Origin of the sequence: Polaribacter sp. KT 15 (assembly GCF_900143115.1) — a bacterium.
Lineage (GTDB): Bacteria > Bacteroidota > Bacteroidia > Flavobacteriales > Flavobacteriaceae > Polaribacter > Polaribacter marinaquae.
On the sequence record NZ_LT670850.1, the window covers coordinates 913114 to 927161 of the forward strand.

At 29.5% G+C, this 14048-nt stretch carries 11 protein-coding genes; 8 read left to right on the forward strand and 3 right to left on the reverse strand.

Annotation, left to right across the window (positions count from 1 at the left end):
• The first annotated feature begins 151 nt into the window (after nt 1-151).
• Nucleotides 152-2539: a GAF domain-containing protein gene (locus tag B5464_RS04300; protein ID WP_079737346.1), complete on the forward strand. Its 2388-nt coding sequence runs from the start codon at nt 152-154 to the stop codon at nt 2537-2539.
• Here the strand turns inward: B5464_RS04300 and B5464_RS04305 are convergent.
• The gene (locus B5464_RS04305; protein ID WP_079737347.1) at nt 2536-3738 is read right to left on the reverse strand and encodes a Pycsar system effector family protein; all 1203 of its coding nucleotides are present in this window, start codon (nt 3736-3738) and stop codon (nt 2536-2538) included. The two genes, B5464_RS04300 and B5464_RS04305, sit on opposite strands and share 4 nt — an antisense overlap.
• A 167-nt stretch (nt 3739-3905) precedes the next feature.
• Between B5464_RS04305 and msrB the strand changes: the two genes are divergently transcribed.
• The 7 genes from msrB to B5464_RS04340 all read left to right on the forward strand — a co-directional run bounded on the left by msrB (nt 3906) and on the right by B5464_RS04340 (nt 12279).
• Nucleotides 3906-4358: a peptide-methionine (R)-S-oxide reductase MsrB gene (gene msrB, locus B5464_RS04310; protein WP_079737348.1), complete on the forward strand. Its 453-nt coding sequence runs from the start codon at nt 3906-3908 to the stop codon at nt 4356-4358.
• A gap of 3 nt (nt 4359-4361) precedes the next feature.
• A complete protein-coding gene (gene msrA / locus B5464_RS04315; protein WP_079737349.1) occupies nt 4362-4898 on the forward strand; it encodes a peptide-methionine (S)-S-oxide reductase MsrA in 537 nt (178 codons plus the stop codon).
• Between the two features lie 19 nt (nt 4899-4917).
• Nucleotides 4918-6477 carry a YdiU family protein gene (locus tag B5464_RS04320; protein ID WP_079737350.1) on the forward strand — a complete coding sequence of 520 codons (1560 nt, stop codon included), beginning with the start codon at nt 4918-4920 and terminating at the stop codon, nt 6475-6477.
• Between the two features lie 78 nt (nt 6478-6555).
• Nucleotides 6556-7575, forward strand: coding sequence for an XdhC family protein (locus B5464_RS04325; RefSeq protein WP_079737351.1), 1020 nt, complete (start codon nt 6556-6558; stop codon nt 7573-7575).
• 5 nt (nt 7576-7580) lie between these two features.
• Nucleotides 7581-8174 carry an NTP transferase domain-containing protein gene (locus B5464_RS04330; RefSeq protein ID WP_079737352.1) on the forward strand — a complete coding sequence of 198 codons (594 nt, stop codon included), beginning with the start codon at nt 7581-7583 and terminating at the stop codon, nt 8172-8174.
• Between the two features lie 13 nt (nt 8175-8187).
• A complete protein-coding gene (locus tag B5464_RS04335) occupies nt 8188-11886 on the forward strand; it encodes a metallophosphoesterase (RefSeq protein ID WP_079737353.1) in 3699 nt (1232 codons plus the stop codon).
• Between the two features lie 3 nt (nt 11887-11889).
• A complete protein-coding gene (locus tag B5464_RS04340) occupies nt 11890-12279 on the forward strand; it encodes a DUF423 domain-containing protein (RefSeq protein ID WP_079737354.1) in 390 nt (129 codons plus the stop codon).
• Here the strand turns inward: B5464_RS04340 and B5464_RS04345 are convergent.
• Both B5464_RS04345 and B5464_RS04350 read right to left on the reverse strand, forming a co-directional pair.
• Nucleotides 12276-13118 carry a hypothetical protein gene (locus B5464_RS04345; RefSeq protein WP_231963645.1) on the reverse strand — a complete coding sequence of 281 codons (843 nt, stop codon included), beginning with the start codon at nt 13116-13118 and terminating at the stop codon, nt 12276-12278. The two genes, B5464_RS04340 and B5464_RS04345, sit on opposite strands and share 4 nt — an antisense overlap.
• Nucleotides 13119-13239: 121 nt before the next feature.
• On the reverse strand, nt 13240-14046 hold the full coding sequence (locus B5464_RS04350) for a YgcG family protein (protein ID WP_231963646.1): 807 nt from the start codon (nt 14044-14046) through the stop codon (nt 13240-13242).
• Nucleotides 14047-14048 lie beyond the last annotated feature (2 nt).

The window sequence follows — 14048 nt, forward strand, 5'->3', positions numbered from 1 at the left end:
TATTTAAGGCTTAAAAATAATTTAGCAATAAATTATAAAGGACTACTTAGCTATTTTTTTTATATCTTTAAGAGTAAAACCTTGAAAGTTATTGTTGCTATAAACGACCAAATAAGCACAATTTTGTAAATTTGCACCCTAAATTTAAAAGATGAAAATCATAAAATCTAACATAGAAACCGAAGTAGAATTACCGCTACAGCTAAACATTTCTTTTAGAAAGGTTTATGATCTTTATGAAAAATATACGCATGAATCTTATAAAGGGCATCCGTTTTACAGTTCTGCTTTAGAAATGGTAAAGCTGTTTAAGCAGCATCCAGAATTAAATGATGGTTTTTCAGATTATTCACTTTTAGATAAATATGAAGAAGAAATAGAGTTAGTATTAAACCCTTTATTTCCAGAACCTTTACTTTTAAATGAAATAAAAGCAGCAAGTATACCGTTTTCATTTACTTCATTTAAATTTACAGATCGTTTTAAAAACATTTTAGACAACGCTGGCGAAGATTACGAACTTTCTGTTAGAAATTTTCAAGACGAAAGCATGTATATTCTAGCATGTACTTTTATTCTAAGTTTTGTTTATGGATATAAAATCGATTTAAAAAGACCTTTTTATTTTGATATTCCAGATAGAACTTCTGGTACAATGAAATATTATAGAGCGGCTTTTAATGGTGACTTTTCTGAAATTACACCAACAGAAATAGCACCTAAAATCACAAAAGAAGATTACAGAGATTTATTAAATAACTTTGATAACATAGATATTTGGAAAGAGAAATTTCCACCAAATAGTTATATTTTTAAAGGCTTTGGGCTTATCAATCTTTTTGATGTTACATCAGAAGAAATGCTGTCTTCTATAAAAGCAAATTTATTGGCAAGTGATGATAGTTTAATCTTTAAACTTCAAAACAACTTAAGAGATTTTTATGCTATTAAAGATTTAAAATTAGGCTATTCTATTTTCGACAATTTAAACGACAAGTTGTGTGAAACTATCGTAAACAAATCAAATAGCATCATTTTAAATAATAAAGAAGAAATTAATTGTTCTTCAAATTACTTTTGTGAAGAAGTAATGCAAAAGGTTTTTGTAAATCATGAAACTTTTATCATTTCTGATATCGAAGAATATGGTAAAGCCACAGATAAAAATCCTTTTTATCATAACTTATATGATGGCGGAATTCAAAGTATTATTTTAATACCAATTAAAGCTACCAAAAGTGGCGACTTGGCATTATTAGAAATTGCGTCGCCAAATGCTTACGATTTAAACTCGGTAAACATTAACAAATTAAAAGATATTATTCCTGTTTTTGAAGCTGCGGTAAAAAGAACATCAGAAGAAAGACAAAATGTTTTAGAAGCTACAATTCAAGAAAACTATACTTCTATTCACGAATCTGTTAAATGGCGTTTTTATGAAGCTGCAGAAAAATATCACACAGAATTTCAAACAAACGACAATGCAAAGTTAGACGAAATTGTGTTTAAAGAAGTGTATCCGTTGTTTGGTCAAAGTGATATTAAAGGTTCTTCTGATGCAAGAAATACAGCAATTAAAGAAGATTTAATTACACAATTATCTTTGGCAATTTCTGTTTTAAAAGATGCTTGTAAAAAGGAAAAATTACCAATTTACAACGAGTTGATGTATAGAGTATCAACCTTTTTAAAAGATGTTAAACAAGATTTAAATGCTGGTGACGAGGTTAATATTTTAGATTTTTTACAAAGAGAAATATACCCTGTTTTTAATCACATTAAAGAATTAGATAAAAATTTAGCCAAAAAAGTAGATATTTACATGAACCGTTTAGATGAAGATTTAAATGTGGTTTATGAAAAAAGAAAAGACTACGAAAAAAGTGTTAATCTAATCAACGAAAAGCTTGCTAAATATATTGACAAGAAACAAAAGGATGCTCAAAAAATGTATCCTCATTATTTTGAAAGATATAAAACCGATGGTGTAGAGTTTAACATGTATATTGGTGAATCAATCACTAAAAAGAATTCTTTCGACAACATTTATCTATACAATTTGCGTTTATGGCAACTGCAAACAATGTGCGAAATGGAAAATATCGCATATACTTTGGTAGATACAATGCCACATAACTTAAGAGTTGCGTCTTTAATTTTAGTTCACAGTAATCCTATGGCTATTAAGTTTAGGATGGATGAAAAACAATTTGATGTTGATGGTGCTTATAATATTAGATACGAAATAATTAAGAAAAGAATAGATAAAGCAAATATTAAAAATACAGAAGAAAGGGTTACACAGCCTGGTAAAATTGCAATTATATATTCTCAAGATAAAGATGCTTTAGAATATATTAAATACATAAACTTTTTACAATCTAGAAAACAATTAGGTAAAATTGAATTTTTAGAATTAGAAGATTTACAAGGTGTTTCTGGTTTAAAAGCATTAAGAGTAGAGGTTATTTATCAAAAAGATTTTGATGAAAAGAAAACCATAACTCTTAACGACTTAATAAGACAAATAGAATCTTAAGCAGTAACTGTTTGATATCTAAACGAAATTGCAAAAGCTAAAACACTTACAATAATACCTACCATAAAAACAGTGTAGGTTAATCTTAATATTTTATATTTTCTATTTAAAACCAATCCTAAAAAGTATAAATCTTTTGTAAGCGAGCCGTATAAATAATCTCTGTCGGTCATCATTTCTGAAATTCCCCACTCGAAATCGTCCAATTTCATTTGATGAAAATTTCCGAAGAACAATAAATTCACTTTTTTATTAGCAACATCTTGCTTTGTAAACTTACCCTCTGTTACGTTTGGTCTTGTAGCTATAATTGATAAAACTATAGAAACAACTGTAAAAGCTATAAAAATAATTGTAGGTATTAACAAATGCGAGTTAGAAGGATTGTCTAATTTTGGTAATAAACTAGAAAGTGCCAAAGAAACGATAATAGCATTTACAGAAAGTAAAATATTCGCCTTAGTATCTGCAATATCACTTAAGGTAATATGATTTCTAAGTGCTACTCGAAACATGGTTTCTACTCCTCTTTCGGGTACTTCACTTTTATTTTTCTTTAAATCTAAAGCAACTTTTTTCTGCTTAAATTTTTTACTTTCTTTTTTTAGTTTCTTTTTGTTCTTTAATAGTTTAGCTATATTTTTTTCTTTTCCCTCACTCCAATTACGTAAAGCAAAATCTGTATAATATCTATGTTTTTGTGTTAAAAAGGCTAGATTAAGATTAATCCATTCAGCATTGGTATACTTTTTCTCTAAAGAAAGTTCCCATTCTCTTCGAAGTAAAGAAGTATAATCTATAAAATCTTTAGATGCTAAATGTGCACAATCTGCATCTCTAATAATTTCTTCTAAAATATTTTTAGGTACAGAGTTCATTTCGGTTGCTAAAATAACTTCAGAAACAACTTGTATTCTTTTCTCATCAAAGTTATTTTCTTTTAAAAATTTTGCAGCAATTTTTATACTTTTTTGTTCATGATTATCAGAACCCTCTACATAACCTATATCATGAAACCAAGCTGCAATAACTAAGTTTTCTAGAGCAATGTTATCTAACTTTAAACTTTCTGCAATTTCTTTTACGCTTTCTACAACTCTTTGTGTGTGCGCAAGATTATGATACACAAAATTAGAGTGTATATTTTTACTTAAAAAACTAAAAACAAATTTTTCTACTTCTATAATTAATGCGCTCATGGTAAAATTTTAAACAAAAATAAACAATTAAAAATGGTTTTCTCTAATTGATTTTTGTTGTAAATTTAAGTATTGATTTTAGCATATACAAAAATTGTAATTTTGTAAGCTATTGCTACATTTTTCGTCTATATAAAGACAATTAATAATTAAAAAAATAGATTAAAATGCTTACTTGGAAAGATATTATAAATTTTACAGTAAAAGGAAATCCAACCCCAGAGAAACGTGTAGAAAAATCTGAGGCAGAGTGGAAAGAAATACTAAGTTCTGAACAATATAGAATTACAAGATTAAAAGGGACTGAAAGACCGCATACAGGCGATTTATGTTCTACATACGAAGAAGGAAAATACAATTGTGTTTGTTGCAACACACCTCTATTTGATTCTACGATAAAATTTGAGTCGAGTTCTGGATGGCCTAGTTTTACACAACCTATTGCAACAAATGCTATAAAATATCACAAAGATGTTTCTTTTGGTATGGTAAGAGTAGAAGTTTTATGCAATACTTGCGATGCACATTTAGGTCATATTTTTCCTGACGGACCAGAACCAAGCGGTTTACGCTATTGTATTAATTCTGAATCTATGCAATTAGAAAAAGAAAATTCTTAAAAAATGAGTACAAACTTACAAGTTGCAACGGTTGGTGGTGGTTGTTTTTGGTGCACAGAAGCTGTGTTTCAAGAAGTAAAAGGTGTCGAAAAAGTAGTTTCTGGTTATGCTGGCGGAAATGTACCAGGAGAACCAACTTATAGAGAAATTTGTTCTGGATTAACTGGTCATGCAGAAGTAATTCAAATTACTTACAATCCAGATATTATTACTTACCAAGATATTTTGGTCATTTTTATGACCACACACGATCCTACAACATTAAATAGACAAGGTGCCGATAGAGGTACACAATATAGATCGGTTATTTTCTATCATGATGATAATCAAAAAGCATTAGCTTCTGAAGTTCTTAAACAAATTCAGTCTTATTATGATGATAAGATAGTTACAGAATTAAGTGCTTTACCTATTTTTTACAAAGCTACAGAAGAACATCAAAATTATTATAGAAACAATACAACACAAGGTTATTGTAGTTTTGTAATAGAACCAAAGCTTGCCAAATTAAGACAGTTACACGCAGACAAATTAGCATAAAAAATACAATGATCTTTAGATGAAAAATCTTACTATTAAAAGTGAATTTACTGACAATCTACCAGCGGATAAAATTTTAGAAAACACAAGAAGACAAGTAGAAAATGCAGCTTATTCTTATGTAAATCCTAAACAAACTTCCAACCCAAAAGTTGTGCATACTTCAAAAGAAATGGCATCAGAACTAGGTATTTTAGAAAAAGATTTAAATACAGATTTTTTTAGAGATATTGTTACGGGTAATAAAATTTATCCGAATACAAAACCTTTTGCAATGTGTTATGCTGGTCATCAATTTGGTAATTGGGCAGGACAATTAGGAGACGGTAGAGCAATCAATTTATTTGAAATTGAACATCAGAATAAAAACTGGAAAGTTCAATTAAAAGGTGCCGGAGAAACACCATATTCTAGAACTGCAGATGGTTTGGCTGTACTTAGATCTTCTATTAGAGAGTATTTATGCAGCGAAGCAATGCATCATTTAGGTATTGCAACCACAAGAGCACTCTCTTTAAGTGTTACTGGCGATAGCGTTTTAAGAGACATTATGTACAATGGTAATGCGGCTTATGAAAAAGGAGCTATCGTTGCTAGAGTTTCACCTTCTTTTTTAAGGTTTGGTAGTTTTGAAATTTTTGCTGCAAGAAACGATTTAAAAAATTTAAAAAAATTAGTAGATTACACCATAAATAACCATTTTTCTTATTTAGGAAAACCATCTAAAGAAAATTATATTAAGCTGTTTGAAGAAGTTTCGAAAAGAACTCTAGATATGATTATAAACTGGCAAAGAGTTGGTTTTGTGCATGGCGTTATGAATACAGATAACATGTCTATTCTTGGTTTAACTATAGATTATGGGCCTTATGGCTGGTTAGAAGGTTTCGATTTTAGCTGGACGCCAAATACTACAGATAGAGAAAATAGACGTTACCGTTTTGGCAATCAACCAAATATTAGTCTATGGAATTTGTATCAACTTGCAAATGCTTTATATCCTATAATTGAAGAAGTAGCACCTTTAAATGCTATTTTAGAACAATATAAAACTGATTTTGAAGTAAAATCTTTACAGATGATGAAGAGTAAATTGGGCCTTTTTGTTTCTGATGAAGATGACATTCAATTGATTCAAGAATTAGAAGATAATTTACAATTAGTAGAAACTGATATGACCATTTTCTTTAGAAATCTAAGTGATTTTTCTGATAAAATTTCAGGTATCGATTTGATTAAAGATGCTTTTTATGATTTAGAAAGTATTTCTATGGATGTAAAAAAACGCTGGAATATTTGGTTTAATAAATACGCAGATAGACTTAAAATAGAGCGAGTTTCATCCGAAGAAAGAAAAGAAAATATGGATTTGGTAAATCCTAAATATGTTTTACGAAATTACATGGCGCAATTAGCAATTGATGCCGCTGATAATGAAGATTATAGTTTTATAGACGAATTATTTACAGTACTTAAACAACCATATGCAGATCAACCAAAGTACAATAAATGGTTTGCAAAAAGACCAGATTGGGCAAATAACAAAATTGGTTGTTCTATGTTGTCTTGCAGTTCTTAAAAGAAACAACCCTTTACTTTTTTAAGATACATTTTGTAAAAAACCTTTATATTTAAACTAAAATATTAAAGTATTTAAATGCTACACGAACTTAAAAACATATTTAAACAAGCAATTATAAACCAAGAAAATAACATTAAAAATGTATTGGTTACTGTAGTAGATTTAAATGGTTCTTCTTACAGAAAACCCGGAGTTCGTATGTTAATTTCTAGCGATGATACTTCTGTTGGTGCTGTAAGTGGTGGTTGTGTAGAAAAAGAAATTATTAGAAGAGCACAAAGTGTTTTTAATGATAATATTGCAAAAATAATTACTTATGATGGCAGATACAGATTAGGTTGCGAAGGTGTTTTATACATTTTGATAGAACCTTTAGACATAACCAAACACTTTAGGACCTTATTTTTAAATGCAATTGAAAACAGAGAATCTATTAAAATTGATTCTTATTTTATAACAGAAGATGAAGCTAAAGGAAATTACGGTTCTGTAATTACTTACAATAATCAACTACAAGTTGCTATCTCCAATTCTTTTGATATTAAGCAAACAAAAGATAAGAAAGTTTTTTCTCAAGAATTAAAACCTTTATTCAAATTAATAATAATTGGTGGCGAACATGATGCGGTAAAACTCTGTGAAATTGCCGCTAATTTAGGTTGGCAAATAGAAGTTTACACATCTATAAAAGATTCAAAATCTAAAGTAGATTTTCCAGGCTCTTTTAGCGTAAAAGGTACAACACCAGAAACCATAACTTTTAGTTCTATTGAAGAAAATACAGCCATTGTATTAATGAATCATAGTTTTGTGCAAGATTTAAAATATTTAGTAAAACTTAGTAAATATAAACCTCAATATATTGGTATAATTGGTGCACCCAAAAGAAGAGAAAAACTTTTTAACCAACTTTTTGAGTATGTACCCGATTTAGAAGAAGAGTTTTTAGACACTATTTTTACACCTGCAGGTTTACATATTGGAGCAACTACGCCAGGGGAAATTGCAATTTCTATAATTGCAGAAATTTTAGCTGTCGTTAGAAAAAAAGAACCGTTCTCATTAAAAAAATTATCAAAAAACATTAATAATTAAAAATAATGAAAATTGCAGTTTTAGTTTTAGCAGCAGGAAAATCATCAAGAATGAAAACTCCGAAACAATTGGTTACTATTGGTACCAATTTTCTAATTGAAACTGTTTTATCCAAAGCAAAATCTATAGAAACAAATGCAGTTTACTGTGTTTTAGGTGCTAATGCAGAAATTATTTTAAAAGAAATTTCTAGTCCTGATGTGCATTTTTTTTATAATAAAGATTTTGAAAAAGGACTAAGCAAAAGTATTTCTTTTGGAATATCAGAAATAGAAAAACAATATCAAAATTACGACGGAATCTTAGTACTTTTAGGAGATCAACCTGCTGTAGAAAAAGAATATTTAAATAACATGATTGCGTTATTTAGTAAAAGTAACACTAAAATTATTGCTTCTAATTATGAAAAAAAATTAGGTGTTCCTGCTTTATTTCCTAATAAATATTTTAAAGATTTAAAAAATATTTATGGAGATATTGGCGCTAAAGAAATTTTAAACAACAATAGCGAAGTAATTTCGATGCCTAAAAAAACTAACTTCTTAGATATAGATACAGAAAAAGACTATCAAGACTTTAAAAATTCAATTTTAAAATAGCTATTTTTGTAAGATGAACTTCATCAAACAAATACTTACTTTACTTGTCTTATCTCTATTAATTTCTGCTTGCGCAACCATTAAAATGCAAGTTGCAGAAAACCATAGTTATATTTCTAAAAAAGACTCGTCTAAAGTTTTACATTCTTTTTATTTAATAGGAGATGCTGGTAATTCTGCTTTAAATAAAAAAGATTCTGCACTCTCTTATTTAGAGCAAGAAATTAAAAATGCTAAGAAAAATTCTACATTAATATTTTTAGGTGATAATGTTTATCAAAGAGGAATTCCGAAAGAGAATTCTAAAAACTATAAGTTAGCAGAACACAGATTAAAAGTTCAAACAGATATTGGTGAAAAATTTCCTGGTAGAACATTTTTTATTCCCGGAAATCACGATTGGTATAGCGGTTTAGATGGTTTAAAAAGACAAGAAAAATTAGTAGAAAAAGCACTTGGTAAGAATTCTTTTTTACCAGAAAAAGGTTGTCCGTTAGAAAAAGTTGAAATAAATGACGACATAAATGTTATTGTTGTAGATACGCATTGGTTTGTTACAAACTGGGACAATCACCCAGGAATTAACGATAATTGCGAAATTAAAACCAGAGAAAAATTCTTCGAAGAATTTGAAGGTTTATTAAAAAAATCGCAAGGTAAAACTACAATTGTTGCTTTACACCACCCAATGTTTACAAACGGTCCGCATGGTGGTTACTACTCTTTTAAAAGTCATATGAAGCCTTTGCCTATTTTTGGTTCTGCTTTAAATATTCTAAGAAAAACATCTGGAGTTACAAATACAGATCAACAAAATGAAAAATACAATTTATTAAGAAAACGTATTATTAGTTTAGCGCAACAGAATGAAAAAGTAATGTTTATTTCTGGTCATGAACATAGTATACAATATATTGTGCAAGACAACATACCGCAAATTGTAAGTGGTTCTGGTTCTAAATTAACAGCAACCAAAAACGTAAATGGTGGTGTTTTTTCTTACGGAACTCAAGGTTTTGCAAGATTGGATGTTTATGAAGACGGCGCATCTACAGTTCATTTTTACACGGCAAAAGAACGCAAAATTGTTTTTGAAGCGAATGTATTTAAAAAAGATAGTATTGTAGAATTTACAGATTTCCCTAACATGGATGTTTCAGAAAAAAAAGCGGGAATTTACACCGATAAAGAAACAAATAAAGGGAAATTCTATAATTTCTTATGGGGAAAAAGATACCGAAAATACTTTGGTCAGAAAATAATTGCCCCAACAGTAAGTTTAGACACTTTATACGGCGGATTAAAACCCGTTAGAAAAGGTGGCGGACATCAATCTAAATCTTTACGATTAGAAGATAAAGACGGTAAAGAATATGTAATGCGAGCATTAAGAAAAAATGCTGTGCAATATCTGCAAGCTGTTGCTTTTAAAAATCAATATGTAGAAGGACAATTTAGCAACACTTTTACAGAAGACTTGTTATTAGATGTTTTTACAGGATCGCATCCGTATGCGCCTTTTACTATTGATAAATTGGCAGAAGCAATTAACGTATATCATACCAAACCAATTTTATTTTACGTACCAAAGCAAGAGACTTTAAAAGAGTTTAATGCTGGTTTTGGTGATGAATTGTACATGATAGAGGCAAGAACTGCAGACGGTCATGGTGATAAAAAATACTTTGGTTTTTCTGATGAAATAATAAGTACAGACGATTTAAGAAAAAATCTAGCGAAAGACGAAAAATATGTTTTAGATGAAGGTTCTTATATAAGAGCACGTTTGTTTGACATGTTAATTGGAGATTGGGATAGACATCAAGATCAATGGCGATGGGCAACTTTTGAAAAAGATAATAAAGTAATTTACCGACCTGTACCAAGAGATCGCGATCAAGCTTTTTCTGTTTTTAGTGATGGTTTTTTAATGAACACAATTACAAGTATCATTCCTGCTTTAAAAGGGATGCGATCTTACGAAGAAGATATCAAAAATCCGGCCCATTTTAGTTTATCTGCATATCCTTTAGATATGAGGTTAATTAGAGAATCTAACAAAGCAGATTGGGATAGAGAAGTACAAATAATTCAAAATCAAATTACAGATGAAGTTATAGAAAGTGCGTTTTCTAAATTCCCGAAAGAAGTTAGAGGAAATGCAATCGACGACATCAAGAGAAAACTAAAAGGGCGAAGAAAAAATCTACAAAAAATATCGGATAAGTATTTTAGTCACTTAAACAAATTTCAAGTAGTAACAGGTACTCATAAAGATGATTGGTTTGAAATAAACAGATTTGTAAACGGAGATACAGAAATTATAGGTTATAGAATAAAAGACGGTAAGAAAGCAGATATTTTTCATAAAAGGAGATATAAAAAAGATGTTACAAAAGATATTTGGGTATATGGTTTAGATGATGATGACAGGTTTGTTGTTAGCGGTCCATCTGGCATTGACCCGATAAAAATTAAATTAATCGGAGGATTAAACAACGATATTTACGACATAAAAACTAAAAAGTTTATTAAGGTTTATGATTATAAAACTAAAAAAAACACCTTTATAACTAAGAATATCAATAAAAAAATCACAGACGATTATAAGACCAACACATACAATTATAAAAAATTAAGAAGTAAAAGTAATTTAGTTTCTCCTGCAATTGGTTACAATCCAGATGACGGAGTTAAACTAGGGATTAAAAATACACGTTTGGTAAATGGTTTCGAAAGAAATCCGTTTACAAGAAAACACGTTATAGAAGGTTACTATGTATTTGCAACACAAGGTTTAGAAATAAAATATAACGGCGAGTTTGCCAATATTTTAGACCGTTTTAACTTAGGATTTAATGCAGAATTTAACAGTCCTAATTATGCTACTAACTTTTTTGGATTTGGTAACAATTCTATAAACTTAGAACCAAACGGAACTGTAAATAGAGATTATAATCGAGTAAAAATTAGAAAACTACAAGCTGGTGCATTTTTAAAATGGAGAGGTGATTTGGGTGCAAAATTTACAGCTTCTGCAAGTTTTCAAAGTTTTGACATTGAAAGAACTTCAGGTAGGTTTTTAGAAACACAATATGCCGCGGGTAACGATTTGTTTAAAGCTCAAAACTTTATAAATACAGAAGCTGGTTACTATTACCAACACTCAGACAATCCTGCATTTCCTACTTTAGGTGTAGAATTTAATGCTCTTATAGGCTTTACAGGTAATTTAAGTAATAAAAGTAATTTTTCATACGCTACCACTTCTTTAGGAATTACGCATAAATTAATTCCGAATGGTAAACTTGTATTGGCATCAAAAGTAGACGGGCATTTTATTTTTGGCAACGATTTTCAATTTTATCAAGGAGCGTCTATTGGAGGTAATGAAGGTATGAGAGCTTATAGAAACGAGCGATTTACAGGTAAAAATGCTTTTTACCACACAACAGATCTTAGGTATAATATAAGTAATTTAAGAACTGCTATTTTACCTATTAATATTGGTATTTATTCTGGGTTTGATTATGGTAAAGTGTGGGGAACCCCAACTTCTTTAACAGTGCAACCAAACCCATCTTCTAAACCGAATACTTCTTTTGGAGGCGGATTATTTTTAAACGCTGCAGATATGTTAACCACAAGTATTGGTGTTTTTGATGGTAATGAAGGCTCTAGAATTACTTTTAGTTTAGGTTTCGATTTTTAAATTATGATATACACAGCAATTTTATTTGGAAGTTTTTTTGGATTATTAGCAATAATATTTGGGGCTTTTGGGGCGCATTTATTAAAAAAGAAATTATCAGAAGAACAATTACAAAGCTTTGAAACAGGTGTAAAATACCAAATGTATCACGCCATTGTTTTACTATTTTTAGGATTTAAACTAAACAGCGAATTGTCTATAGATAATTACATAGTTTACGCTTTTATAATTGGTGTAATTTTATTTTCATTTTCTATTTATGGATTGGTAATTTCTTCAGCTAAAAATAAAAAAATGAAATTCTTAGGACCAATTACTCCTTTAGGAGGATTGTTTTTATGCTTAGGTTGGGCATTAATATTTTATAAATTTAGTTTACTATATTTTATTTAAAGCTTTAATTCGTATAAATTACCACCAGTACCATGCGCTTTTTCATCTGAAATAAGTAACGTGTTATTGTCTTTAAAAGTTATACTTTCTTTTTGAGATCGATAAGTTAAATTTATCTTTTTCACATCTCCAGAAAGAAACTTATCCCCTTTAAAATTAGAAAATATTAAGATATTTCTTTGAGATAAAACTGCAACTTTTTTTCCGTTAGGTGAAATATCCGCAGAAGTAATCCAGCATTCTAAATCTTTACAGTTTTCATAATCATCTACTATTTCTGCTGTGTAAGTTCCTTTTTTAGCAGGTATCTTATATAAAGTTGTTTTACCATAATCACCTTTCACTCTACTTTTTGTTAGAATATATAAGTTCTTATTATAGTAAAAAAAAGCTTCTGTATCGAAGTAGCGATCTTTCTTTTTTGGCGGGAATTTATTCTGATCTGGATATTCAAACTCTATTTCATCTACCTCTGCATTTTTTTCGTCCAATTCATTTTGTTCAACTATTATAATCGATAAATTTTTTCTTTTGTTTAAATTATTTCCAAAATCTCCAATGTAAATAGTTCCATTTTCATCCGAAGCTAAATCTTCCCAATCGTGATTTTTAGCTTTAATATAAATTTCCTTTTTAATTTTTCCTTTAGCGTTTAAGCCAAACAAAGTTGGTTTATTTCCACCATCATTTATCATCCAAATTAAATCAGATTTCGGTACTATTTCTGTACCAGAAACTTCACTTAAAGTTTTTGGTAAATCTGAAATTATATTTAATTGCCCAAAATTCTGACAACTCATCAAAATTAAAAAACTAAATATCGAAACTATTTTCTTCATTTATTTTTGCTTTTAGAATTATTGAAAATAATAAAAACACTTAAATTTTTTAAATAAAAATTAAGTGTTCTGTTTTGTAAGTATTTAAATTATGATAACTAAAATAATCTTTAGTAGCTTGTTACCAACTTCCTCCTGCTCCACCGCCACTAAAGCCACCGCCACCGAAACCGCCTCCAAAGCCGCCTCCGCCGAAACTTCCACCACCAGAAGAACCGCCAAAACCGCCTCCAAAGCTTCCGCCACCTCTACCGGCATTGCTTAATATAATGGTATCAAAAATTGTATCTGCTAAAGAACCTCTTCTATGCCTGTTGCCGCCACCTCTATTATTTTTATTACCTCTTGAGATTATAATAAAAAAGATGATGACAATTAGGATGAAGAAAAAAATTCCTGGATCAAAACCTTTCGATTTGTTTTTTCGAGTTCCTTTATATTCTCCGTTTAGTAATTGAAAAATAGTATCAGAACCTTTGTCTAATCCTTCGTAAAAATTCCCTCTTTTAAACTCTGGTATTATTACATTTCTTGTAATTTCACCAACAATACCAGCGGTTAAAATTGGTTCGATACCATAACCTGGTGCTATCCAAATTTTACGGTCTTTTTCGGCAAGTAAAATTAATATACCGTTGTCTTCTTTTTCTTGACCAATTCCCCATTTTTGAGCCCATTTAGGAGCCAAGATACCAATACTTTCATTTTTTGTAGACTCTATTACAATAACAACAATTTGTGTTGATGTTGAATCTGAATAACGTACTAGTTTATTTTCTAAATTCGTTTTCTGGCTAGCAGTTAATAAGTTTACATAATCGTAAACACTTGTTTGTTCTTTAGGAATTTCTGGTATGGTAAATTGCCCAAATGAAATTTGAGTTACAAAAAATAAAAGAAGAAAACCGATGTTTTTAAATGCTTTCAAGA